We start from the raw sequence: 23,435 nt of genomic DNA on the forward strand, positions 1-23,435 counted from the left end.
TCTTCGATGGACAGGAGTGTGCGCCCTGCTCGCGCACATGCTGTTTGTCTAACGACCGCAGACTGCAAAGGCTATACACTTGGAACCACCACAAGGGAAACCACCACAAAGGTGCTGTCCCTCTGTGGTGGTTTTTGTTTTTAAGAGAGGGGCGGGGTGCCGATGGACGTCCGTGCGGACGGCGATATTGCCGATAGCTTTTGGTGGCGGCGCACAACGCTGACACGTCGCAGCCCTCTGTATGACGCCTGCGTATCGGCGGGGCTGCTGGTCGCGGCGACGATTGTGGGTGCGCTGCTCGACCATCCTGGTCTCGCGCCGAGCATCATGATCGTCTATGTGTTCGCCGTGCAGCTGTGCGCATTCTTTACCTGGAGCCGCCTGTATTGCTTGCTGAGCTCGGCTGCCGCCGTAGCGCTCTACAACTTCTTGTTTGTCGACCCGCGCTGCTCGCTATCGTTTATCGACCGCGTCTATCCCGGCATGTTCTTCATCATGTTTGTGGTCTCGCTTGTGTCGAGCTCGATTGCGTTGGCCCTGCGCCGCGCCTTGGCACAGGCTGCCGCCAGCGACCGTCGCACGCATATGGTGCTCGAGACCAACCGCATGCTGCAGCGGTGTCCCGATCAGCAGCAGATTGTGCATGCCATGGCAACGCAGCTGGCGCGTCTTTCGGGCTGTCCGGTCGTGTGGTACAGCGCCGACGCCGACGATGATGACTTGCTGCCGCGTGCGACGTACACGGCCGTGGGTGACGCCGCGCCGGTGCACCAGCTGACGCCCCAGATGCCGCCGCGGCTCTCGGCGTCCGCCTATGTGGGAACGCCACTCGATGCCACCTATGGCGGCTCGGCGTTTTATGGCATCTACCTGACGGTTTGCACAGGCGACGGCTTCGTGCGCTCGGGCGACCCCGCCTCGGTGGTGGGCGTGCTGGCTATCGTTGCCGAGCCCGACGTGCTGACGCACGAGGAACGGACACTTGCCGACGCCATCGTGAGCGAAGGCGAGCTGGCACTCGATCGCGCCCGCGCCATGGAGGCCCGCGAGGAGGCGGCGGTGCTCGCCAAAAACGAACAGCTGCGCGCCAATCTGCTGCGCTCCATCTCGCACGATCTGCGCACGCCGCTTACCAGCATTTCGGGCAATGCCGACGTGCTACTCGACCAGGGTTCGACCGGCACGGCCGTGCTCGATAGCCAGACGCGCCGCAGCATGCTCCTTTCCATTCGTTCGGATGCGCAATGGCTCAACGCCACCGTCGAGAATTTGCTCGCCATCACAAAGCTCGAGGGCGGCGGCATGCATCTGTCGACCACGCTCGAGCTCATGGACGATATCGTCGAGGAGGCGCTGCGCCACGTGAATCCGGCTGTACGCGAGCACGATCTTAAGGTGGTGCCGTGCGACGAGCCGGCGCTCGTCAACGTCGATGCGCGCCTGATGGTGCAGCTGGTGGTGAACCTGGTGAACAACGCTATTGCCTATACGCCGCCCGCCTCGCATATCGTGATCTCGATTATGGCGAACGATGGACAGGTGGCATGTTCCGTCGCCGATGACGGTCCCGGTATTGCGCCCGAGGAGCAGGGCCGGATCTTTGAATCGTTCTACACTGTCAACCATGGCTTGGCTGATAGCCATCGCAGCGTGGGCTTGGGACTTTCGCTCTGTCGATCCATTATGTTGGCGCATGGCGGTAGCATAGAGGTTGCCGCGGCGGACCCGCACGGCTCGGTCTTTACGATTGGGCTTCCCGCCGCCGACGTTTCGTTTGATAAGGAGTAACGCTGTGTCGAACTCTGCCATGAAACCGCTTATCTTGGTCGTTGAGGACGACCCCGCCGTCCGCAACCTTATCGTTGCCGCGCTCGAGGCGCACGGCTTGCGCCATATGGCCGTGGAGACCGCCCATGCCGCCATCGCCGCCGCCTCATCGCAGGCACCGAGTATTGTGCTGCTCGATCTGGGCCTGCCCGATATGGACGGCGTCAAGGTGGTGGAGTCGGTGCGCGCATGGTCGGGCATGCCGATCATTGTGGTCTCGGCGCGCAGCGAGGATGCGGACAAGATTCGCGCACTCGATGCCGGTGCCGACGACTACCTGACCAAGCCGTTTTCGGTCGAGGAGCTGCTCGCGCGCATTCGCACGACGCTCAGGCGCCTTTCGTATGCGCAAACGGGCGGCGTTGCCTCCGAGGGCTCGTTCGATACCGGTGAGCTGCATATCGATTTTGATGCCGGCATCGCCACGATGGATGGCGAGGAGCTGCATCTGACGCCGATCGAGTACAGGCTCTTGTGCCTGCTGGCGCACAATGCCGACAAGGTGCTGACGCACCAGTTTATCCTGCACGAGATTTGGGGCACGGCAACTAAGAGCGACCTGGCGAGCCTTCGTGTCTTTATGGGCACGTTGCGTAAGAAGATCGAGTCCGATCCGGCGCATCCGCGCTATATCCAGACGCACGTGGGTATCGGCTATCGCCTGGTCACCCAAGGCTAGATCGCCAACCACCATCCCAATATGAGTTGCGGTGAAATACGGTCTAAATTTGCCTAATTCCAGGCAAAACAGTCCGTATTCCACCGCAACTTGGTTTATCTGCCCTTGGGCTTGCTGGCGTAGAACTTCTTCTTTTTGGGCTTGCCGGCGCAGGCAGGCTTGCCGTCGCCGCGCGACCCTCGGTCTCCGGCCTGCGCGTGCGCGGGCGCCGTTGCGCGGGGCTTGCGGGCCTCGGGGTTGCGCAGCTCTTCGGTTCGCTCTGCAATCTCCTCGGCGCTAAAGCCGACTTCGGCCATGGCGTCCTCGATGGGCAGGCGGCGCACGATATAGCAATGGTGCACCTTCTGGTTGCGCGCAAAGTCCTCGGGGATGGTCTGCGCCGTAATGTCCTCTAGCACGACGCCCGCGCGCGCGAGCTTGCGCGTCTCGGGGCGGAAGCCGCGCAGGTTGCAGCTAAAGATGGCGTGGCCGCCCTGTGCGAGCAGGCGCGATACGCCGGCCAAAAGCTCAACATGGTCGCGCTGGACGTCCCAGGTGCGGCGGCCCATCTTTGATGAGTTCGAAAACGTGGGCGGATCGACAAAAATCAGGTCCCAGCGGTTGCGCGTCTGGCGCTGGACGCGAATCCAGGCAAGCACGTCGTCGCGCACAAAATGATGCTGCGGACCAACAAAGCCGTTCTGGCGCATATTGCGCTCGGCCCAGTCCAGGTAGGTGTTGGAGAGGTCGACTGTCACAGTTTCTTCGACGCCGCCGTCTGCCGCATAGCAGGTAGCGGTGCCGGTATAAGCGAACAGGTTGAGAAAGCGCCGCGCCTGCTTGGCGTGCTCGCGCACCAGGTTGCGGGTGACGCGGTGATCCAAGAAGATGCCGACGTCCAGGTAGTCGTCAAAGTTGACGGCAAAGGTAAGGCCGCCCTCCTCGATGAGCGGCAGACGACGGCGTGCGATATTGGCGCGCTCGCCCGAGCCGCCCTTGCCGGCGCCCTGCTTGCCGTACTGCGAGCCGCCGCGCGAACGCATGCGGGCCTTGGCGTGCACGTGCTCGGCGGGAACATCTAGGATGCGCGGCGCGATGGCCAGAATGTCGAGCATGCGGGCCTGGGCAAGCGCGGGATCGATGGTCTTGGGCGCGGCGTATTCGGCGATGACGAGCCAGCGGCCCGGCGTCTGCGGGCAGCCCTCGTATAGATCGATGGCGGCGGAGTAATCGGGTAGGTCGGCATCGTAGACGCGGTAGCAGCTCACGCCCTCGCGCTTTGCCCACTTGCGGCGCAGACGGGCGTTCTTGCGCAAGCGGTTGGCGAACTGCTCGGACTCGGGGATGAGCACGGGCAGCGGCTTGCCGTCGCCCAGGTCGAGTGTGGCGGCAGGTTCGGGCATGGGGGTGCTGGCGGCTTTGTCGTTGACTTCGTTGGTATCCGCAACCTCGGCCTCGGCATCTGCGCTGGTCGCAGCCTCAAACGCTGCGGCGGCGTGGTCGAGCGACGGCCAGACTTCGACGGTCGCCTCCTCGTTGTTGGGCATGACGGCGATCGAGCGCTCGGGCTCGGCGTGGAGCGAGCGGGCCAGCAATCCATCACGGGTGAGCGCAGCGACCGGTGCCGCGGCAAGCTCGGGCGCGCGGCGCAGCTCGCCGACCAGCGTCATGGCGTCGTGCATGAGCGAAAGCGGGGTCTCGGTGGTGTCTGCGACCACGGCGGCACCGGCGACAGTGTCTGCATGGTCCAGCACGGTGGCTGGCTTGGCAGCGCAAAAGTCGACAAAACGCTTGTAGCCGGCGCACTTGACCATGCGCTCGGCAGTCTTGCGGGCAGCGGGGTCAATGTCCACGGCGACGATGCGCGCCTGGCGCTCGCGTGCTGCTGCCTCGCGCTCGCGTGCCTCGGCGAGCAGCTGCTCCCATAGGGCGGCGTCGTACAGCTGCCAGCCCTCAAAGCCCCAGCGCTCGCGTGCAGCGCCCGGGGCGCGGTCGGTCAGAATGTTCACGGCTTCCAGCAGCAGGCCGCCGCCGGCGCACGAGGCGTCGATCAGCGTGGGCAGGGCTTCGTTCTCGTAATCATCGGCCGTCAGCTCGCGCTCGCACAGCGCGGTCCAACCGACCTGCGCCAGCACCAGGGCGGCGTAGTCGGGGCGCAGCACGTGCGCGCCCTCGCCGGCGCGGGTCGCTGCGGGCGGCAGGCGTTTGAACAGCGGGTCGCCCGAAAGGTCCAGGCTGATGCTCGCGCGGCGCTGGCGCAGCGAAAGCAGCAGGTGAACATCGGGGTCGGCGGCGTCGACATCGGCACGACGGCCCGTGGTCTCGGCCAGACGGTCGCACAGCGCGTCCTTGGCGCGCAGGGCCGAGAAGCGCGTGTTGCGCAGCTGCTCGGTCACGCCGCGGGCGGTGATGGCGATGGTTGCGCCGGGGCGGATGATGTTCTCCCAGGCGATGTCGTAAACGCTATCGTACAGCTCGTCGGCATCCTGCGCCTCAAAGCGCCCAAGAACCACGAACACGCGGCTCGCCAGGCGCGACCACAGACAGGCGCGGTAGCCTTCTTCGAGCTCGCCCTCAAACGTAGCGCGGCCCTTCAGCCGGCGGACATGCGAAAGCCCGAGGCGTTTAAGCTCATCGGCGAGTGCGGACTCAAAGCCCTCGGGGCAGCTTGCGTAAAATTCCATGGGTGACCTCTCTGGTTGCGTCGCTCCATTATATGATGGATGCTTCGTTTGCCCTCATCCCCGAAAGGAACCCATATGATTGATGCGTGCCCCGATTCCGCCGTGCTCTTTTTTGACGTGGACGGCACGCTGACGTCGTTCGATCCCGACGATATGAGCGATAAGGACTTTTCGGCGGTTCGCCCCTCGCAGACGGTGGTTGAGGCGTTCCGTGCGCTGCGCGATGCAGGGCACAAGGCATTTATCTGCACGGGTCGCCCCCTGTGGCTTATCGCCGATAGCCTGCGTGCGCTCGACCCCGCGGGCGTCGTGGCCATGGCAGGCGCCACGCTCGAGGTCGAGGGACGCGTGGTACACGAGGACTGCTTTGACGAGGACGTTATCGAGGAGCTCGCGCGCCGTATGGCCGCGGCAGGGATTGAGGCCTTTTTCGAGACCAACGTGGCTACTTTTGCCCTGGAGCCTGTGGGCGTTGAGCAGTCGTCTCTGATCGGCACTTCTGTGGTGCACAGCACCGAGGAAATGCGCGTCGACGGCAGTCTGCGCGTGGGCAAGGCATGCCTCAGTGTGCCCAGTTTGGCTCGCGTAGCCAATGATGACGGCTTTATCGATTGCGAGTTTGAGCTGTGCAACACCGGTGGCCAGAATCGCGAGCTGAGCCCCAAGGGTATTGACAAAGGCGTGGGCGTGGCGCGAGCGCTGGCGTATCTGGGCCGCGAAGGAAATGCGCGCACCTTTGGCTTTGGCGATTCGGGCAACGACCTGGGCATGCTCGGTGCGGTCGAGACGGCTGTCGCCATGGGCAACGCCATGCCCGAGGTCAAGGCGGTCGCCGACTACGTGACCGACGATGTCGCACACGACGGCACCGTCACAGCGATGCGGCATTTTGGCCTCATCTAATGAATCCCGCGTTCTGACGTTTGCTCAAACTGCGACTCTTTGCTTTTGCATGCTCAATCGATTTATCAATCCAAACACTGAGGTGTTTATGCCGTTCGCCGAGAAGATAAAAAACCGCAGTTCACGCCTTAATAAACGTAGGTAAAGTGTTTAGCAGCTCAATGCCCGTATGCAAACGAAAGGAATCAGGCAGATGGCAATCAAGGTGTTCGCTGACGGTGCAAACCTCGAGGGCATGCTCGACATGTACGAGAACGGCAACGTTCAGGGTTTCACGACCAACCCGTCCCTTATGAAGAAGGGTGGCGTGACGGATTACCGCGCGTTTGCCAAGGAGGTTCTGGCCCACATCACCGATGTGTCCGTCTCGTTTGAGGTCTTTGCCGACGACGTCGAGACCATGGAGGTCGAGGCGCGCGAGATTGCTACCTGGGCCGAGAACGTCTACGTCAAGATTCCGTGCGTGACCACCAAGGGCGAGTCCACCGCCGAGCTGGTCCGCAAGCTTTCGGCCGACGGCATCAAGGTCAACGTTACCACCATCTTTACGCCTAAGCAGGTCGATGAGATGGTCGAGGCCGTTGACGCCGAGACGCCGTCCATCATTTCGCTCTTTGCCGGCCGCATCGCCGATACCGGCGTCGATCCCATTCCGTTTATGACGGAGTCGGTCAAGAAGGCCGCCGCCAAGCCCAACTGCGAGGTCCTGTGGGCGTCCACGCGCGAGCTCATCAACATTTACCAGGCCGAGGCCTGCGGTTGCCAGATCATCACGGTGCCCAACAGCATCCTGGCCAAGCGCAAGAACATCGGCCGTGACCCGTACGAGGTCTCGCTCGATACCGTGCGCGGTTTTGCCAAGGATATCGCCGCTTTGGGTTTCCATATTCTGCCCTAAGCAAGGGTACCCCCTGCAGCGACGTGCAAAATCGCGAGTTTTCAGCATGGTAAAGACTTTTACCAGCTGGTTGAAGCGCGGAACGGCCCCCGTTTTGGCCCTAAAACGCCAAAACGGGGGCCGTTTTTGCTTTTATGGCCCTCTGAAGCGCCGCGGGGCTATCGGGAGATGCTGAATACTCGCGATTTTGCACGCCGCGAAGAGGGGGACGTCCGCTTTGGCGGCTATTTGCCCTGAACCATGGTGAGGGAGATTTTCTTGCGGTCGCGATCGACCTTTTCGACCCACACCTTGACCGTGTCGCCGACGCGCACCACGTCGCTGGGGTGCTTGACAAAGCGGTTGGCCAGCTTGGAGATATGCACGAGGCCGTCCTGGTGCACACCCACGTCGACGAAGGCGCCAAAGTCCACGACGTTGCGCACCGTGCCCTTGAGCTCCATGCCGGGTTCCAGGTCGTCGATGGAAAGTGCTGAGCGGCTAAAGACCACCTCGGGCGCGTCGTCGCGCGGGTCTCGGCCAGGCTTCTTGAGCTCGTTGACGATGTCGATGAGCGTGAGGATGCCGCAGTCCAGGTCGCTTGCCAGTGCCGAGATGCTGCCGATGCGTCGCTCGATGTCGGGCACGCCGCCGCGGCTGAGCTCGCTTGCCGCCACACCCGCACGCTCCAGGACGGCCGTGGCCACCTCGTAGCTTTCGGGGTGGACGCTCGTCGCATCGAGCGGGTTCTTACCGCCGCTGATGCGCAGGAAGCCCGCGGCGTTGAGATATGCCTTGGGCCCCAGCTTGGGGACCTTCTTAAGCTGGCGGCGATCGGTAAAGGCGCCGTTCTCCTCGCGGTAGGCCACGATGTTTTTGGCTACGCTCGGCGTGATGCCCGATACGTATCCCAGCAGGCTCGCACTTGCGGTGTTTACGTCGACGCCCACGCGGTTGACGACGTCCTCCACCACGTGGCCCAGGGTGCGCGAAAGCTCGGCCTGGTCAAGGTCGTGCTGGTACTGGCCAACGCCGATGGACTGGGGTGGAATCTTGACGAGCTCTGCCAGCGGGTCTTGCAGGCGACGGCCCAGGCTCATGGCGCCGCGCACGGTGACGTCCAGGTCGGGATATTCCTGGCTTGCGAGCTCGGAGGCGGAGTACACCGATGCGCCGGCCTCGTTGACGATGGTGTATCGCAGTCCAGGCGCCTGTTCGGCGATAAACTCCGAGACGACTTCCTCGGTCTCGCGGCTGGCGGTGCCGTTGCCGATGACGATGGTGTTGACGCCGTCCTTCTTGACGAGGCGGGCGAGCTCGCGCTTGGTGCCGGCGACGTCGTGGCGCGGCTTGGTGGGGTAGACCACGCCGTGGTCGAGTAGCTTGCCGGTCTCGTCCATGACGGCGACCTTGCAACCGGTGCGGTAGCCCGGATCGAGTGCAAGCACACGGGCGCCGCGTACGGGGCGTGCCGAGAGCAGGCCCTCGAGATTCTTGGCAAAGACGTTGATGGCCTCGGTCTGCGCGCGGACGGTGAGCTTGGCGCGGGCCTCGCGCTCCAGCGAGGGGGCCATGAGGCGCTTGTAACCGTCGGCGATAGCGGCATCAAAGACGGGCGCAAACACGCCCTGGCGTCGGGGCCAACGGCTGCCGAGGCGTGCCGTGGCGGCAGTGCCGTCGACGTTCACGCGCACGCGGAGTTTGCCCTCGCGCTCACCGCGGTCGATAGCCAGCACGCGGTGGTTGGGTATACGGCGCAGCGGCTCGTCATAGCTGTAGTACGGCTCGTAGGGAGTCTTCTCGGTGGGGTCGGTGGCCTCGACGACGATGTCGGCGGTGTTCTGCGTAAAGGCGCGCAGGTCGGCGACGTTCTCGGGGTCCTCGGCCACCGTCTCGGCCACGATGTCCGCCGCGCCGGCAAGCGCCTTTTCGGGCGTGTCGAAGCCGGCCTCCTCGTTGACGTATGCCGCGGCGGCGTCGAGTGCGCTGCCCTTGGCCGAGGCCTGCATGATGATCATGTTGGCGAGCGGCTCAAGGCCTGCCTCGCGGGCCTTCTGCGCGCGAGTCATGCGCTTTTTGCGGTAGGGCTTGTAGAGGTCCTCGACACGCTGGAGCTGCGTGGCCTCGCGAATCTGCTGCTCGAGTTCGGGCGTGAGTTTGCCCTGGGCGTCGATGAGCAGGATGACGTCCTCTTTACGCTGCTCAAGATTGCGCAGGTAGGACAGGCGCTCGTCGAGTGCGCGCAGGGCGACGTCGTCCATGCCGCCCGTGGCTTCCTTGCGGTAGCGCGAAATAAAGGGGATGGTGTTGCCCTCGTCGATGAGCTTGACGGCTGCCTCGATGTTGGCGGCCTTAAGGTTGAGCTCGTGGGCGAGCTGGGCGATAAGATCCATGGGACTCCTTGCGTTTAAGGTGCGTTTGCAGCACAGGGCTACCAAGGATACCACCCGACGTTCTGCCAAAGCAGTCTTTTTGGGACGGGGCTTTTTTAGCTACGGCGTTCCGTTAGCTTGACCAGTCTTTTTGGGACGGGGCTAAATTAGCTGTTTTTGGATTAGGGCTCAGTTGCGATTTGTTGATTCATCGATATTGGGATGGAGAACCAGCTAATTTAGCCCCGTCCCAAAAACACTGTTCCTCCACCACCTCCCAAATCATCCTTACAAAACGAGGCCCCGGCCAAACGGCCAGGGCCTCACCACTTCTTTTCAGGCTGCGAGAAAAGACCGTGTGCGCAGGAGCTCCCCGAGGGAGACGGGATGTTTGCTCCGCGCGCGGTTTCGCAGCGAAGCGAGAATGTTTGAGCACGGAGTAAACACCCCGTCTCCCTCGGGGAGCTCCGTTGGGAGCGTAGGGGCTGTTTTGAGCTACTCCAGCTCAAACGCTCCGGTATAGAGCTGGTAGTAATATCCGCGCTTGGCGATCAGCTCGTCGTGGTTGCCACGCTCGATGATGCGGCCGTGGTCCAGGCAGATGATTGCGTCGGCGTTGCGCACGGTGGACAGGCGGTGCGCGATGACAAACGTCGTGCGGCCCTCCATGAGCTTATCCATGCCTGCTTGCACGATGGCCTCAGTGCGGGTGTCGATGCTCGACGTGGCCTCGTCCAGAATCATTGCCGGCGGATCGGCGACGGCGGCGCGTGCGATCGAAATCAGCTGGCGCTGGCCCTGCGACAGCTGCGCGCCGTTGCCGGTGAGCATGGTGTCGTAGCCGTCGGGCAGGCGGGTGATAAAGTCGTCGGCGCCCGCGAGCTTGGCCGCCGCGATGCACTCCTCGTCGGTGGCGTCCAGGTTGCCGTAGCGGATGTTGTCCATCACAGTGCCGGTGAACAGGTTCACGTCCTGCAGCACCACGCCCAGCGAGCGACGCAGGTCGGACTTGCGAATCTTGTTGACGTTGATGCCGTCGTAGCGGATCTTGCCGTCGGCAATGTCGTAGAAGCGGTTGATGAGGTTGGTGATGGTCGTCTTACCGGCACCGGTGGCACCGACAAACGCGACCTTCTGGCCCGGCTTGGCATATACGGACACGCCGTGCAGCACCTCGTGGTCGGGCGTATAGCCAAAGTCGACGTTGTCCATGACCAGGTCGCCGCGCAGCGGCACGTACTCGATCTCGCCGGTTGCGCGGTGCGGGTGCTTCCATGCCCACATGCCGGTGCGGTGGTCGGCTTCCTCGAGCTGCCAGGTCTCGGGGTTCACCTGTGCGTTGACGAGCGTCACGTAGCCCTCGTCGGCTTCGGGCTCCTCGTCGAGCAGCTCAAAGATGCGCTCGGCGCCGGCAAGGCCCATGACCACGGCGTTGATCTGCTGCGAGATCTGACCGATCTGTCCGCAGAACTGCTTGGTCATGTTGAGGAACGGCACCACGACGGCGATGGACAGCGTCATGCCCGAGATGCTCAGGTTGGGCACGCCCAGCGCCAGGAAAATGCCGCCCGCCAGCGCGACCAGCACGTAGAGCAAGTCGCCCAGGTTCCCGAGGATCGGCATGAGGATGTTGGCGTACATGTTGGCCTTCTGCGAGACCTCGAAGAGCTTCTCGTTGCGCTCGTCAAAATCGGCCTCGGCAGCGGACTCGTGACAGAACGCCTTGACGACTTTCTGGCCGTTCATGACTTCCTCGATATGGCCCTCGACCACGCCGAGCTCGGTCTGCTGCGCGATAAAGAAGCGCGCGGAGTTGGAGCCGAGCAGCTTGGTCATAAAGGTCATAAAGGCGACGCCGGCAATGATGACCAGGCACATCCACACGCTGTAATACAGCATGATGAAGAACACGGTGACGATGACGATGATCGTCATGAGCAGGTTGGGCAGCGATTGGCTGATCATCTGACGCAGCGTGTCGATGTCGTTGGTGTAGTGGCTCATGATGTCGCCGCGCTGGTGCGTGTCGAAGTAGCGAATCGGCAGGTCCTGCATGCGGTTGAACATCTTTTCGCGCAGCTTCTCGAGCGAGCCCTGCGTGATGACGGCCATGGCGCGGTTCCAGAAGAGCGAGGAGGCGACGCCCACGGCGTAGATGCAGCCGAGGGTGGTCACGAGCTTCAGAATCTTGGGCTGCGCGGCCGTCCAGTCGCCCGACTGCCACGATTCGCTAATGACCTGCAGCGCGCTCTGGAGAAACGTCGCGCCGATGGAGTTGATGATGGCGCAGAGCACAACGCCGGCGACGACGAGGGGCAAAAGCACCGGGTAGAAGCCAAAGAGCATCTTGATCAGGCGCGTCATGGTGCCGCCCTTGCGGTTGCGCGCGCGCTCGGCGGTAGCGGCCTTACTCATGTGCCTCGCCTCCTTCCTGGGTCTGAGCTTGCGGTGCGGATGCCTCGGTGTCGGCTGCGGCGGTCTCGCCCGCGTCCTCGCCCTCGGCAGACATCTTGTTTTGCGAGGTAAAGGTCTCGCGGTAGACCTCGCTCGTCTTGAGCAGCTCATCGTGGTTGCCGATGTCCTTGATGCGGCCGCCCTCCATGACGATGATGCGGTCGGCGTCCTGCACGGAGCTGATGCGCTGGGCGATGATGAGCTTGGTCGTGTTGGGCAGGTAGCTCGCCAGGCCCTCGCGGATCTTGGCGTCGGTCTTGGTGTCGACGGCGCTCGTGGAGTCGTCCAGGATCAAGATCTTGGGGCGACGCAGCAGGGCACGCGCGATGCACAGGCGCTGCTTCTGGCCGCCGGAAACGTTGGAGCCGCCCTGCTCGATCCAGGTGTCGTAGCCCTTGGGGAAGCCGTCGACAAACTCGTCGGCGCAGGCCAGATGTGCGGCCTCGCGGACTTCCTCGTCGGTGGCGTTCGGGTCGCCCCAGCGCAGGTTCTCGGCGATGGTGCCGCTAAACAGCACGTTTTTCTGCAGGACCATGGCTACCTGGTGGCGCAGCGCGTCCAGGTCGTAGTCGCGCACGTCCACGCCGCCGACGCGCACGGTGCCCTCGGTGGCGTCGTACAGGCGGGCGATGAGGTTTACGAGCGTGGACTTGGCCGAGCCGGTACCGCCGATGATGCCGATGGTCTCGCCGCTCGTAATGTGCAGGTCGATGTCGTCGAGCGCCTGGCGCTTCGCATGCGCAGAATACTTAAAGCTCACGTGATCGAAGTCGATGGAGCCGTCGGCAACCTCGTGCACGGGCTCGGTCGGGTTAGCGATCGTGGGCTCGGCGGCCAGCACCTCGGTAATGCGGTGCGCCGACTCATCTGCCATGGTCACCATGACAAAGATCATCGACAGCTGCATTAGGCTCATCAGAATCTGGAAGCCGTAGGTAAAGATGGAGGAGAGCTGGCCCACATCGAACAGGGTGCCCTGGCTCGTGATGATGAGCTTGGAGCCCAGGTAGATGATGACGACGAACGCGCCGTTGACGCAGATGTTCATCATGGGGTTGTTGAAGGCGAGCAACTTCTCGGCGCGGGTGAAGTCCATCTGGACGTCGCGCGCGGCGGTGGCGAACTTCTCCTTCTCGTAGTCCTGGCGCACGTAGCTCTTGACCACGCGCATGCCGGTGACGTTTTCCTCGACCGATTCGTTGAGCGCGTCGTACTTGCGGAACACGCGGGTAAAGATCGGGCGCACCTTATAGATGATAAAGAACAGGCCAAAGCCCAGCAGCGGAATGATGACCAGGTAGACCATGGCGACGCTGCCGCCCATGGCGTATGCCATGGTAAAGGCAAAGACCAGCACCAGCGGCGAGCGCACGGCGATGCGGATGAGCATCATAAAGGCCTGCTGCACGTTGTTGATGTCGGTGGTGAGGCGCGTGACGAGCGAGGAGGTCGAGAACTCATCGATGTTGGCGAAGCTGAACGTCTGGATCTTGTAGAACAGGTCGCGACGCAGGTTCTTGGCAAAGCCGCAGCTGGCATGGCTGCAGGTGATGCCCGCGGCGGCGCCAAAGGCGAGTGACGTCAGCGCGATGAGTACGAGAAGGCCGGCGGTGGGCAGCATCTCGGTAACGGCGGTGCCGTCCTTGATGGCGTCGATCATGTCGGCGGTGATAAACGGGATCATCATCTGGCAGATTACCTCGCCAAGCACCAGCAGCGGCGTGGCGATCGTGACCTTCATGTAATCGCGGATGCTGCCCATAAGGGTTTTAATCATCCAGTTCCTCCCAGGTTTTGCGGATTTTATCGAGCATTTCGGCGAGCTGCTCGCGCTCGTCGTGGGTGAGCGCGCTAAAGGCCCGTTCTCTAAAGCGGATGCGGGCCGCCTGGTCGATGCGGGCGTTTTCCCGGCCGGTTTCGGTCAGGCGAATGGTGAGTTGCCGTCGATCCTTGGGGTTACGGCTGCGCTCAATGAGGCCGTTGAGCTCGAGCTTGGACAGGATCTCGGAAAGCGACCCCGGCTTGAGGCCGAAGTGCATGCCGAGTTCCTGCTGCGACATCTCGCCGCCGGGCTGCTTGGCCAGTAGGCAGATGATGGGCGCCTTGCCGGACACGCCTCCGCCATGAAAATGCATGTAATGGCCGCAAAAGCCCAGGTTATTGAGGATGCGCTTGGCAAGCTTGTCTTCCGAGCTAGCCGCTTCGGATACATCCGCCGGCTGTGACGGGTCGCCGCCGGGCTCGTGCGAACAAAGGCTAAGAGGTTCATCGCACATAAATTAGTGCTGCTCCTTTCTTTAGTTAGGTAGTGGAATTGTTTTGTGCCTAACCAATTTAGGAGCGTGAGAAATCAAAGTCAAGGTACCAAACTAGTGGTTACGCGGTTTTACCAAACCGCGTAACGGCTCGACGCTGCAAACCCGCCAGAGCGGCAATCTGCCTTTCAACTTCGGCGGCATGACCAGAAGGTCAATGCCGCCTCGTTTCAAGGCACCTTGCTCACTCTGGCGGGTTTTCGCTGACTTCGCCAAAACATCGGCGTTGCCCTTGTTGGGATAGTCGTTGGGGACGTTCTTGTTTGACTAGTCGTTTAAGAACGTCCCCAACGACTAACTTAAAAACTATGCCGGATTACGGGGCTGAATGACGGATTGCCGACCATGCCGAAATTGGTAAAAAGAAAACCGCAGGTAGAAGGTTCGCTATGATTTGAAAATAAGGGGTGTGGTTGGCTCATTCAGGTTCAGCCCCGTAATCCGGTGTAGTTTTGAAATGGCACTGAATGAGTGGCGGCGAATGGGCCGCAATGAAGCAGGCTAGCCCCTCGTTTCCGAAACCTTTCCGCAACAAACTGTCCTCCACGGCGCAAGCTTTCGTCCGTAGCGTTCCCTGCGCTACACTTAGTCGCACTGTGGCGCCGCCGCGCCGCTCCCGACCCAAGGGGGACACTCATGAAGAACACTCAGCTGCTGCTGATCAACGATATGTGCGGCTATGGCAAGGTCGCGCTTTCCGCCATGCTTCCGGTGCTGTCGCACATGGGCTACCGTATCCACAACCTGCCGACGGCACTTGTGTCCGATACGCTCAACTACCCCAAGTTCTACATCCACGACACCACGGAGTACGTGCGTCAGAGTCTCGCCATCTGGGAAGAGCTCGGCTTTGAGTTCGACGCCATCTCCACTGGCTTTATCGTGACCGAAGAAGAGACGCGCATCATCTCAGACTTTTGCCACCGCCGCGCGCAAAAGGGCACCAAGGTATTCGTCGACCCCATCATGGGCGACAACGGCAAACTTTACGCCGGTGTGCCCGAGTCCACGATCGGTCTCATGAGGCATCTGCTCGAGTGCGCCGACTATGCGGTGCCCAACTATACCGAGGCGTGCCTGCTCACCGACACGCCCATTGCCGAGCAAATCACGCCTGACGAGGCCCACGCCCTTGTGGACGCCATGCGCGCGCTGGGCGCCAAGTCGGTGGTCATTACGAGCGCTGTGGTCGACGGCACGAACGCCGTCATCGGTTACGACCACGTGGCGGGGGAGTACTTCACGATTCCCTTCGACCTGATCCCGGTCTATTTCCCGGGCACCGGTGACACGTTCTCGGCGGTGCTCGTCGGTCGCGTTATGGCTGGCTGGAGCCTGCAGCACGCAACGGCCGATGCCATGCGTGTGGTGGCCGAGCTTATCGAGCGCAACGCTGACCAGGAGGACAAGTCTGCCGGCCTGCCCATCGAGGCTTGCCTGGATGTGATCGACCATGAGTAGCGCCAGCGAAAGCGGCCCCGAGCCCGCGAGCGAGGGCAAGTCGCTCGGCGCGCCACGCGGCAAGCGCCCACGTATCCGCATTAGCTGCGTGGACCAGCTGGGCACGTGCCGCTGCCACCATGGCCACAAGCCCGGCGACGTCTTCGACTTCGACCGCGATCGCGGCAAGATGTGCTCCATGGCCTGCCATGTGGGCTTTCCCTATATCGACATCCTGCGCTACGGCGGAACCGTGCCCGGCAACGAGCCCGGTACGGCAAAGTTCTGCTGCCCCGAGGTCGATACGTTGAACGTCTGGCTCGCCGAGATCGTCGACGAGTAATCGAGCGTGGATTTTCTCCCACCAAGATAATGAGCGTGGATAATCTCCCGTTTAGAGCGCCGTTTTGCGTTCAAAGTGGGAGATTATCCACGCTCAATTTGTATGCGGGAGATTATCCACGCTCATTTTATGCCGATGGCGTGGCTCACGCATCCGCGCCGCCCGGGCGCCTACAGTTGCTCGAGCATGGCCGTGCAGCCGGCGAGCACATCGCGGTAGGTGGCATCGAAGTTGCCGGTGTACCAGGGATCGGCGACGTCGCCGGGGCGATCGGTCCAATCCAGCAGCCGCGAAATCTTGCCGTCGGCATCGTCGCCGAAGATGCGACGCAGGCCGCGCGCGTTCTCGGCATCCATATAGACGATGTGGTCCCAGTCACCATACTCCGCGCGACGAACCTGGCGCGCGCGGTGCGCAACGACGGGAATCCCGACCTCGCGCAGCTTGGCGACGGTGCCATGATGCGGAGGGTTGCCAATCTCCTCGGTCGAGGTCGCGGCAGAATCAATGACGAACTCCGCCTCGCGCCCAGCACGGCGCACCAGCTCGGCAAACACCGACTCAGCCATCGTCGAGCGACAGATGTTCCCATGACAGACAAATAGGATTTTGCGCATTGGCTAAAACCTCTCGAATATCAGAGTTTTCGCAGATAATCGCACTGCTTTTTGATCCCTCGTCAAGGACAGAATATCAAATTGATTCATAAATGAGCGGATTATTCTTCTTTCCAGCGTCGTAAGAATTGTCGTAAAGAACGAGGGTTTACGACTTGTTGTCACAATGTTGACCGTCCTTTGCATCCAATTTTCAGCATATCCTCTCTGACGTCGTCGAAATCAAGATGGGTGTATGTGTTAAAAGTCACGTTGATGTCGGAGTGGCCCATGATGCATTTTAGCTTCGCAGGGTTCATTCCCCTGCGTGCCATCTTCGAGCAGAAGGTATGTCGGCAGACATGTGGTGTGATTTTGGGAAGCTCATCCTTGTAGATGCGATTATGTTTCTCTATCGCGTGGTGGAAGTACTTCTCCCAGTGCAGGGCAACACGCGGCATCTCGTTTTTATCAAGAAACAGAAAACCGCTAACACCGTCAACGACCGGCTCACTCGAAGGCTTTAGACGTTGCGCAAGGATACTCCTGAAACACTCTGTCACGGCTTGAGTCATGGGAACATAGCGGATCCCGCTCTCCGTCTTGGGACGTTCGATGTAGTATCGCATGTTGCTGGTCCGCTGAAGTTGCTTGTTTACCCGAATGCTTCCGTTTTTGAAATCAAGGTCTTCGACGGTAAGACCGCAGAATTCAGAAATGCGCAGGCCCGTATTTAGAAGGATGTAGATGGCGTCACGATAGCGGTGAAAGTGTTCATCGCCCTCCACGAAAGCAAGAAATCTGCGTTCTTGGTTAGTGGCCAAGGCCTTGCGTGTAACCATGTCGTTTGTCAGTATCGTTGCGAGCTCGAAATAGAAGGGATTTCGGCGAATCAGGCTGTTCTCCTCTGCCAGTTGAAACGCCGGTCTCAGAACACCACGGATGCTATGGATTGTGCTATAGCGCTTGCCGTGGATTTTTTGCAGGTTGATGAGCCATTCCTTGGCATCAAGGGAGGTGACACCGCATATTCGTCGCGAGCCGAATTCATCTGTAGCAAGAAAATTGAGGATTGTCTTGTAGGCGGCTCGAGTGGATTGTTTCACGGCAGTCTTTGTTTCAGTGTAACGAGATGCGAGTTCGTAGACTGTCATATTGTTCGGCGCGACCTTATCAAGCAGATCGCGCTGGATCTCATGCTCCAACGCGCGCAAGCACGGACTGGCTTTCTTCCCCTTCGGAGTTAGATCATGAGTTGTCAAGGTCCACGAGTAGACGCTCCGCGTTTTACCTCTTGCATCCACATACATGAAGCAGTAACGGCCGTTTTTTCTCTGGCTTTCCCCGCGTCTGAGGATTCGCCCTTTGCTGTCTTTTCTCACAGTCACTAGCAGGCTCCTTCCTGTTCAGAAAAGAGCCCCGATGCGATATTTCAAGATTATCGCACGGGGCCCGATTGGTTAAGCTGTCAAGTGCGAAACGGTGTCGAGAAGCTCTTTATAAAGAGCGTTGGCGCAGGACGAGGGGGCGAGTCCTCGCGCATAACTCGAATATGGGTTTGTACGAGAGGAACCTTCGACCGGCCAGTATCCGTCGAGATCGTGCCTAAACTCAGAGAGACAGATCTCCCTCGTCTGCATCTCCGCAACGACGGAGAGGCGCCTCTCAAGTTGACCAAATCCGTCGACATCGTTTTGCGGACGATAAGTCGCGGATCGGCGCATCTGTTCTCCATAGAATTCCAAGGGGCTGTAGGGCGTCGTGACGATTACGAGATCGGCGGCTATCGCTTTGTCGGAATATCGGGACGGTGCCATCACCTCATGCTCCATCGCATAGGGATCCGTGATGCGAAGCAGGTCGGCGTAGGGGATGGATGAGGGACGAAGTTCGTCAAGAATCACCGTGTGCTTGCCCTCATACCCCTGAAAGATGTCTCTCGTAGATCCAGAGACGAAGAACGGTTCGCCCTTCCGCTTCGCATAGAGCTTTGCGAGGGTGGACTTCCCCGTTCCAGCAGGCCCGAAGATCCAAACTGATTCCACCCTTCTTTCGCCCTTGAGCATCAACCCCCGCCATTCCCGGGCCTGAACCTGAAGGCGGCGTGCATAAACGTCTTCGATCTGACGCTATGTCCGGGCATATTCGGATCCGGAGAGCTGAGAGATCAAGGACTCCTTGTCGATACGACCTTCGAGAAGGTCATCGAGAAGGACTTTGATGCTGCTATGGGACCTCGTTCGAGCAACGCGCGACTCAATAGAAGCAAGTAGCGCTGGGTAATCGAAATTGGAGCGCACGATTTTGGGGTCGTACTGATGCTTGGATCGTGCGCCATCCGTTCTGTGGCACAGGTAGGAAAAACCGTTTTCCACACCTGCCTTCCAAGCCTCGATGCGCTCAGGTTTATCTCCAAGGAGCTTCGCGATGCTATTGAGCGAGCGCGGATTCTGGAACTCCATCATCACGTGAAGATGCGCGGCTGCCGGACGTCCCGCGTCCGTCGTGTCGCTGTCGTGCACGATGCCCGCATAGCGCTTCGGGGCGAGTGTTTCGATTCTTCGGTACATTTCGTCCACAAGACGGGGCAGGTGATCGAGCTGCTGCTCGTACATCATCGCGCGGGTCTTCATGGGCAGAGAATTGGTCATGGTTCCGAGTCCTTTCTCGTAAATGAGCTATTTCGGGACGATTTTGGAACGCGCCCGAGGGTGCGCCTTGGGATAACAAGCTCCCCAAGGCGCATAAATGAGCAGAATTTCAAGTAATGGAACAATCGACGGGGTCCGCTTTTGCTGCGCGAAGCGGACCCCGCGGTGGTTATTCTCTGAAGTACAGGTCAAGGAGCCGCCCAAGCTCGCGGTACACGGGGAAGTCCATGATCGGAAAATGCACAAAGCCGATGCGGTCGTGCGCCCCGTCCGTACTGCTGAACCAAGCGTCGCCCGGGGAGAAGGTGCGAGGTGCACCGAGGTCGAGCAGGCGTTCCGCGCCCCATATGAGCCGCGCCTCGGGAAGCGTCGGCTTGAAGAGGACGCGGGTGCTGCACGCCGAGCGCAGCATCGACGGCAAGCCCCCCTCCTCAACAGACGCCTCGGCGATCGAGATGATGGCGTAGCAGCCCGCGCTCGCCCCCATCGTTACGATGCGCTTCACCAGCCCATCAAACGTTGCGAGGCAGTAATCGGGGTCCTCCTTGCTCGCGCGCTTGGGAAACAGCGTGCGGAGTGCCACGTACTCATCCATGAAGAGAAGCGAAACGTGAAGCCCCGCATCTCACCAGTGCACGGCGTCTCCCGTCTCTGTCGACCTGTCGTTGAGGAAGCTCTGTCGCTCTTTGATGCTGTCGGCGAACCGTGATAACGCAGACAGGATTGCGCGAGCGTCCCCGTCAGCATTCAGTGAAACCACGCGAGGAAGTCGGGAGGGCTCGGCCTGCTTGGGGTCTATGATGAGGACTTGCGATCCGTGTCCGTCAGGACCAGCCAACAGGGCTTGGAGCAAGAGGGCGATCACGCCCGTGGTCTTTCCAGCGATGAGCATGGAACCGGAGGTGCGGAGGTCGATGCTCGTGCCGTTTTGAACGCGGAATTCGTAGGCGTTCGCCGGGCACAAATCCTCGACACGCGATGCCTTGATCTCTCGATGCAACGTCACATCTTCAAGGAAGAAGGTCACTTGATTGCATGCGACGTCTGCTTCGGCAAGTACGACGGCGTAGCGGGAGAACCTTCCGCGAAGTCGGGAGCTAATGCTAGGTCCCATCTTCGATATTTCTTCTGCCGTTGAGGATGAGGTTGAGATGGCGAGCTCGAACTGTCCAGGAGCCGTCTCTTTGCAAGAGATGTCGGGAAGAAGCTCGCCTTCTCGCAGGTGTAGAGGATTCCCGTAACGTGGATCAAAGAGCCCCTTCCTAATGCGTGCATGCAACCGTGTTGATTCAGATAGCATGACGTAATGTGTGATCCCTCCCGCAAACAACATGGTCCCAGCGAGGCTAAGAGTGGCCGCTGCGGAGGTAAGGTTGCCGCCAAACGCCATCACCGTACTGGGCTCTATGGCGATGGGCGCAAGAATGGTGTTCACGAATAGCCCGATGCAATAAACGCACGCGGCGACCGCAAATAAAGCGACCCCCAGCACACAAAGCTTTGCGCTGGGGGTCGAATACACGATCGCCGGTGCGCCACTGGAGTAACGCACCACAATCACCTAGCCCTTCGCGGGGATGACGGTAATGCCGTCCGCCGTGATGGACAACTGGTTGCGATAATCACCGTAAACCTTTGCGACCACGCCGGTGGGAATGACGTGCTGATTGACGGGAATCTCGATATCGTTCGAAACCTTGATGGAAAGCTTCTCGAAACGATTGCTGACCACCTCGCCTTCGTTTTGGTGATACTGCGTGTTATCGGTTGTGATCACCACGTCGATCTTGGTGCCGCGATGCTCTTTGGTGTTTTAATCAACCCATTTACCACCTCCGACACAAAGGAAACGCTTGCCTTTCGCAAAAGCTTCCCAATCGAACTTCATAAACTGATTCAATTTCCTCATACTCGAACTCCTCTCAATCCAATTATTTGCTGACTCCGCGTTGCGGCTCGCCGTGGACATCGAGATAGAGGCGCAGGACGTTGCGCAAGATCTCCTCGACATTTCTTGTTGCGGCATGAAGATCATCGTCCCCAAACATTGCCCCATGGAGCTTCGTGTGGGCACAAAGAATCTGGCGATACATGACGCGAGAGAACATCTCTTCGGCCTTCAGGGCATGTCGAACAGCTCGTTCAGAACAAGTCGGCATGCTCGCCGAAGACTCCTTTATAGACGACATTGCCGTACTGGTTGTTGAGATGGAGCCGCATTCAAACGGTCCGCGCATGATCTTCGGTCGGGTCATACACACCTCTTTCCAAAAATTGGATATTACCGACGATTCGTCAACCGTCATCGAGCACTCGGTGAGCACATCATGCCATAAGCTTCTGAGCTGGGATTATTTCGCAAGGACCTGTCGTTCTCGACGTCCTCTGATGAGAAGAAGTGGGGCGTAATGATGACAAAGTATTCAATCACGGAACAAACACAATTTAATAATCACCCAGATGGGGCAAATATGGACATCCAGATATTGAATCGTCGGTATCGTTGGTGTCGCTGAGCCTTCAGGCTGAGGGGGATGGGCCATTTGCGCTGAGTTGCTTGCAAAACGGGGGAGGGGATATCAGAAGAAGGCGGCTTGCAGAAGACATGCCTGAGCGCTAGAGGAGGGGCTGACCAATAGTGTGCTCCTCTTCTGGGGCCAAATCCAAGCGGAGGGGGCATGAGGCCGAGAGGAACTGCTCGTCATGGCTCACCAAAACAAGCGCGCCGGGAAAGGCGGAAAGCGCTCGCTCGAGTGCCTCCACCGAGTGCAGGTCCAGGTGATTCGTGGGTTCGTCCATGACGATGATTTCGGGGGCATCTAGTATACCGCGGGCGAGCATGAGCTTCCGCAGCTCCCCCGGGCTGATGTTCTCGCCGGACAATATTCGTTCGGGATCCGAATTGAGTTGCGCAACGATCGAAAGCAGGGCTCCACGTTCGGCTTGGGGCAGGTCCTTGATTTCCGAGAGGAATTCAATTGAGGATGAATCGTCGACTTCCTGAGGGATATACAGCGTGCGAATGTCCAATCCCGTGGCCTTGCGGCCTTCCAATATCTCCAGGATATGCTTGACCAGTGTTGTTTTCCCCGCTCCGTTGGGGCCGCTTATGCCCAGATGATCGGTATTTCCCAGATAAATCTCGGGAACCCGCAAAGATTGCCTCGGGCCGCACGGTATGCGATCTGAGCTGACGTGAATCAGTGTTTTGCGCGGGCTGGGTTGCGCTTCCATCCACAAGGTGCTTTCGTAGCGCTTTTCGACATGGTGGGCGTCGACGGCGGCTTGCGTGCGCTGGATTCGGGAGTCCATGCGCGAAGCGAGCTTGCCCGCAACGCCGTCTCTGCCAGTGAGAATGGCGAGTTTGATTCGTGCTTTCGCGTCGTGATCCTTCGGATCGACATGACGGGCGCTTCTCTTGGATGCGGACCGTGAGGCGTTTTCAACGCGCCTGATATACTCAGCCTTCATGCGCTTTTCTTCGGATCGCGCAATCGATTTGGCCCGCGCCGCGCTTTCGCGCTCCAGATTCGCCTGCGAGCGAGCTTGGGAGTAGTTGCCGGGGCGCATGGTGACGTGCCCCGACTCAAAGCACAGGCAGTCCTTTGCCAAGGAGTCGAGCAACGCACGGTCGTGCGAGACGAGGAGGCCAATACCCTTGTACTCGGCGAGTGCTTTGCAAATCTGCCTTCTGCATTCTGCGTCCACATGGTTAGTCGGTTCATCCATTGCCAGAAGATCGGGATTCTGCCAAAGCGCGACGGCTATTTGAATTTTCTTCTGCTCGCCACCGGAGAGCTCGGAAAAACGCCAGAGCATATCATCGGTGATGCGGAGCATCCTTCTGAGGTGCGTGGTCGCCGGGGCGAAGTCGCACGCAAAATCGAAGAGCATGGGCGGTTCGACTCCGGCTTCTTGCGCGCAATATGCGGAGACGAGACGCGGTGAAACGACGCCGCGATCTGGAATCAGAAGTCCGCACGCAATGCGGACGAAAGTTGATTTCCCGCACCCGTTGTCTCCGACGATGCCGTGCCAGCCGGGGGCAAATGTCGCCGACACGTTGTCGAGTGCGGGCATTGCGCTGCCAGGATATGCATAAGTAATATGGGAAAGAACGAGGGTGGTGGAGCTGTTCAAATTGGTTCTTGACATTGTGCCTCCTCGGCATGGGAGGCCGCGTTTTGCCGCATATGCTCTGATTGGCTCGTTCCGACCAACGTGAACGCCCGTCGACTCGAGTCAAGCTGAAAGAAAATGAGTCGACGGCAATGCTCGCAAGGGTAGTGTTTAGGATATACGAGGATCAGTGAAA

Annotated in this window: 20 protein-coding genes; 6 read left to right on the top strand and 14 right to left on the bottom strand. The window is 60.1% G+C overall.

What is annotated here, in order from left to right; genetic code table 11:
• The first annotated feature begins 162 nt into the window (after nt 1-162).
• Complete coding sequence (locus tag ACQRC0_RS03050; RefSeq protein ID WP_427727661.1) at nt 163-1,788, top strand: sensor histidine kinase; 1,626 nt, start codon at nt 163-165, stop codon at nt 1,786-1,788.
• 4 nt (nt 1,789-1,792) lie between these two features.
• Nucleotides 1,793-2,506, top strand: coding sequence for a response regulator (locus ACQRC0_RS03055; protein ID WP_427727663.1), 714 nt, complete (start codon nt 1,793-1,795; stop codon nt 2,504-2,506).
• A 95-nt stretch (nt 2,507-2,601) separates the two neighbouring features.
• Here the strand turns inward: ACQRC0_RS03055 and rlmKL are convergent, their stop codons facing one another.
• Nucleotides 2,602-5,169 carry a bifunctional 23S rRNA (guanine(2069)-N(7))-methyltransferase RlmK/23S rRNA (guanine(2445)-N(2))-methyltransferase RlmL gene (gene rlmKL / locus ACQRC0_RS03060; protein ID WP_427727665.1) on the bottom strand — a complete coding sequence of 856 codons (2,568 nt, stop codon included), beginning with the start codon at nt 5,167-5,169 and terminating at the stop codon, nt 2,602-2,604.
• A gap of 75 nt (nt 5,170-5,244) precedes the next feature.
• Between rlmKL and ACQRC0_RS03065 the strand changes: the two genes are divergently transcribed.
• Nucleotides 5,245-6,072 (top strand): HAD-IIB family hydrolase, encoded by an 828-nt coding sequence (locus ACQRC0_RS03065; RefSeq protein ID WP_427727667.1) that lies wholly within the window; start codon nt 5,245-5,247, stop codon nt 6,070-6,072.
• Between the two features lie 193 nt (nt 6,073-6,265).
• Nucleotides 6,266-6,970 (top strand): transaldolase, encoded by a 705-nt coding sequence (locus tag ACQRC0_RS03070; RefSeq protein ID WP_238057455.1) that lies wholly within the window; start codon nt 6,266-6,268, stop codon nt 6,968-6,970.
• Between the two features lie 224 nt (nt 6,971-7,194).
• Here ACQRC0_RS03070 and ACQRC0_RS03075 read toward each other — a convergent pair whose 3' ends face one another.
• From ACQRC0_RS03075 to ACQRC0_RS03090, 4 genes are all read right to left on the bottom strand, one after another.
• Nucleotides 7,195-9,342, bottom strand: a complete 2,148-nt coding sequence (locus ACQRC0_RS03075; RefSeq protein ID WP_427727668.1) for a Tex family protein — start codon at nt 9,340-9,342, stop codon at nt 7,195-7,197.
• 474 nt (nt 9,343-9,816) lie between these two features.
• Entirely contained in the window at nt 9,817-11,736 is a 1,920-nt protein-coding gene (locus ACQRC0_RS03080) for an ABC transporter ATP-binding protein (protein WP_427727670.1), read from the bottom strand.
• Nucleotides 11,729-13,552 (bottom strand): ABC transporter ATP-binding protein, encoded by a 1,824-nt coding sequence (locus tag ACQRC0_RS03085; protein ID WP_427727672.1) that lies wholly within the window; start codon nt 13,550-13,552, stop codon nt 11,729-11,731. Before ACQRC0_RS03085 ends, ACQRC0_RS03080 begins: the two co-directional genes overlap by 8 nt.
• Nucleotides 13,545-14,051: a MarR family winged helix-turn-helix transcriptional regulator gene (locus ACQRC0_RS03090; RefSeq protein WP_427727674.1), complete on the bottom strand. Its 507-nt coding sequence runs from the start codon at nt 14,049-14,051 to the stop codon at nt 13,545-13,547. The genes ACQRC0_RS03085 and ACQRC0_RS03090 overlap by 8 nt, the downstream gene beginning before the upstream one ends.
• Nucleotides 14,052-14,726: 675 nt before the next feature.
• On the opposite strand from ACQRC0_RS03090, the gene ACQRC0_RS03095 reads away from it, so the two are divergent.
• Nucleotides 14,727-15,551, top strand: coding sequence for a PfkB family carbohydrate kinase (locus ACQRC0_RS03095; RefSeq protein WP_117743457.1), 825 nt, complete (start codon nt 14,727-14,729; stop codon nt 15,549-15,551).
• Nucleotides 15,544-15,873 carry a TIGR04076 family protein gene (locus ACQRC0_RS03100; protein ID WP_117763846.1) on the top strand — a complete coding sequence of 110 codons (330 nt, stop codon included), beginning with the start codon at nt 15,544-15,546 and terminating at the stop codon, nt 15,871-15,873. Before ACQRC0_RS03095 ends, ACQRC0_RS03100 begins: the two co-directional genes overlap by 8 nt.
• A gap of 170 nt (nt 15,874-16,043) precedes the next feature.
• Here the strand turns inward: ACQRC0_RS03100 and ACQRC0_RS03105 are convergent, their stop codons facing one another.
• From ACQRC0_RS03105 to ACQRC0_RS03145, 9 genes are all read right to left on the bottom strand, one after another.
• Entirely contained in the window at nt 16,044-16,490 is a 447-nt protein-coding gene (locus tag ACQRC0_RS03105; RefSeq protein ID WP_117743459.1) for a low molecular weight protein-tyrosine-phosphatase, read from the bottom strand.
• A gap of 161 nt (nt 16,491-16,651) precedes the next feature.
• Nucleotides 16,652-17,857 (bottom strand): tyrosine-type recombinase/integrase, encoded by a 1,206-nt coding sequence (locus ACQRC0_RS03110; protein ID WP_427727676.1) that lies wholly within the window; start codon nt 17,855-17,857, stop codon nt 16,652-16,654.
• A 72-nt stretch (nt 17,858-17,929) separates the two neighbouring features.
• Nucleotides 17,930-18,535, bottom strand: a complete 606-nt coding sequence (locus ACQRC0_RS03115) for a hypothetical protein (RefSeq protein WP_117734894.1) — start codon at nt 18,533-18,535, stop codon at nt 17,930-17,932.
• 63 nt (nt 18,536-18,598) lie between these two features.
• On the bottom strand, nt 18,599-19,120 hold the full coding sequence (locus ACQRC0_RS03120; RefSeq protein WP_117743461.1) for a Rep family protein: 522 nt from the start codon (nt 19,118-19,120) through the stop codon (nt 18,599-18,601).
• A 169-nt stretch (nt 19,121-19,289) separates the two neighbouring features.
• Nucleotides 19,290-19,703 (bottom strand): hypothetical protein, encoded by a 414-nt coding sequence (locus ACQRC0_RS03125; protein WP_427727678.1) that lies wholly within the window; start codon nt 19,701-19,703, stop codon nt 19,290-19,292.
• Nucleotides 19,704-19,745: 42 nt separating this feature from the next.
• Nucleotides 19,746-20,681 carry a hypothetical protein gene (locus tag ACQRC0_RS03130; protein ID WP_427727680.1) on the bottom strand — a complete coding sequence of 312 codons (936 nt, stop codon included), beginning with the start codon at nt 20,679-20,681 and terminating at the stop codon, nt 19,746-19,748.
• A complete protein-coding gene (locus ACQRC0_RS03135; protein ID WP_117743463.1) occupies nt 20,682-20,897 on the bottom strand; it encodes a hypothetical protein in 216 nt (71 codons plus the stop codon).
• Between the two features lie 154 nt (nt 20,898-21,051).
• Complete coding sequence (locus ACQRC0_RS03140) at nt 21,052-21,375, bottom strand: hypothetical protein (protein ID WP_117734898.1); 324 nt, start codon at nt 21,373-21,375, stop codon at nt 21,052-21,054.
• A gap of 361 nt (nt 21,376-21,736) precedes the next feature.
• Nucleotides 21,737-23,275 carry an ATP-binding cassette domain-containing protein gene (locus tag ACQRC0_RS03145; protein ID WP_427727682.1) on the bottom strand — a complete coding sequence of 513 codons (1,539 nt, stop codon included), beginning with the start codon at nt 23,273-23,275 and terminating at the stop codon, nt 21,737-21,739.
• Nucleotides 23,276-23,435 lie beyond the last annotated feature (160 nt).

Origin of the sequence: Collinsella sp. SGI.033 (genome assembly GCF_050315135.1) — a bacterium.
GTDB lineage: Bacteria > Actinomycetota > Coriobacteriia > Coriobacteriales > Coriobacteriaceae > Collinsella.

What these genes read in the sequence shown, in the direction of transcription:
- rlmKL (WP_427727665.1), bottom strand. Translation starts at nt 5,169, where the DNA reads ATGGAATTTTACGCAAGCTGCCCCGAGGGCTTTGAGTCCGCACTCGCC.
- ACQRC0_RS03105 (WP_117743459.1), bottom strand. Translation starts at nt 16,490, where the DNA reads ATGCGCAAAATCCTATTTGTCTGTCATGGGAACATCTGTCGCTCGACG.
- ACQRC0_RS03095 (WP_117743457.1), top strand. Translation starts at nt 14,727, where the DNA reads ATGAAGAACACTCAGCTGCTGCTGATCAACGATATGTGCGGCTATGGC.
- ACQRC0_RS03065 (WP_427727667.1), top strand. Translation starts at nt 5,245, where the DNA reads ATGATTGATGCGTGCCCCGATTCCGCCGTGCTCTTTTTTGACGTGGAC.
- ACQRC0_RS03115 (WP_117734894.1), bottom strand. Translation starts at nt 18,535, where the DNA reads ATGCTCAAGGGCGAAAGAAGGGTGGAATCAGTTTGGATCTTCGGGCCT.
- ACQRC0_RS03120 (WP_117743461.1), bottom strand. Translation starts at nt 19,120, where the DNA reads ATGACCAATTCTCTGCCCATGAAGACCCGCGCGATGATGTACGAGCAG.
- ACQRC0_RS03090 (WP_427727674.1), bottom strand. Translation starts at nt 14,051, where the DNA reads ATGTGCGATGAACCTCTTAGCCTTTGTTCGCACGAGCCCGGCGGCGAC.
- ACQRC0_RS03070 (WP_238057455.1), top strand. Translation starts at nt 6,266, where the DNA reads ATGGCAATCAAGGTGTTCGCTGACGGTGCAAACCTCGAGGGCATGCTC.
- ACQRC0_RS03085 (WP_427727672.1), bottom strand. Translation starts at nt 13,552, where the DNA reads ATGATTAAAACCCTTATGGGCAGCATCCGCGATTACATGAAGGTCACG.
- ACQRC0_RS03145 (WP_427727682.1), bottom strand. Translation starts at nt 23,275, where the DNA reads ATGTCAAGAACCAATTTGAACAGCTCCACCACCCTCGTTCTTTCCCAT.
- ACQRC0_RS03075 (WP_427727668.1), bottom strand. Translation starts at nt 9,342, where the DNA reads ATGGATCTTATCGCCCAGCTCGCCCACGAGCTCAACCTTAAGGCCGCC.
- ACQRC0_RS03080 (WP_427727670.1), bottom strand. Translation starts at nt 11,736, where the DNA reads ATGAGTAAGGCCGCTACCGCCGAGCGCGCGCGCAACCGCAAGGGCGGC.
- ACQRC0_RS03050 (WP_427727661.1), top strand. Translation starts at nt 163, where the DNA reads ATGGACGTCCGTGCGGACGGCGATATTGCCGATAGCTTTTGGTGGCGG.
- ACQRC0_RS03100 (WP_117763846.1), top strand. Translation starts at nt 15,544, where the DNA reads ATGAGTAGCGCCAGCGAAAGCGGCCCCGAGCCCGCGAGCGAGGGCAAG.
- ACQRC0_RS03140 (WP_117734898.1), bottom strand. Translation starts at nt 21,375, where the DNA reads ATGACCCGACCGAAGATCATGCGCGGACCGTTTGAATGCGGCTCCATC.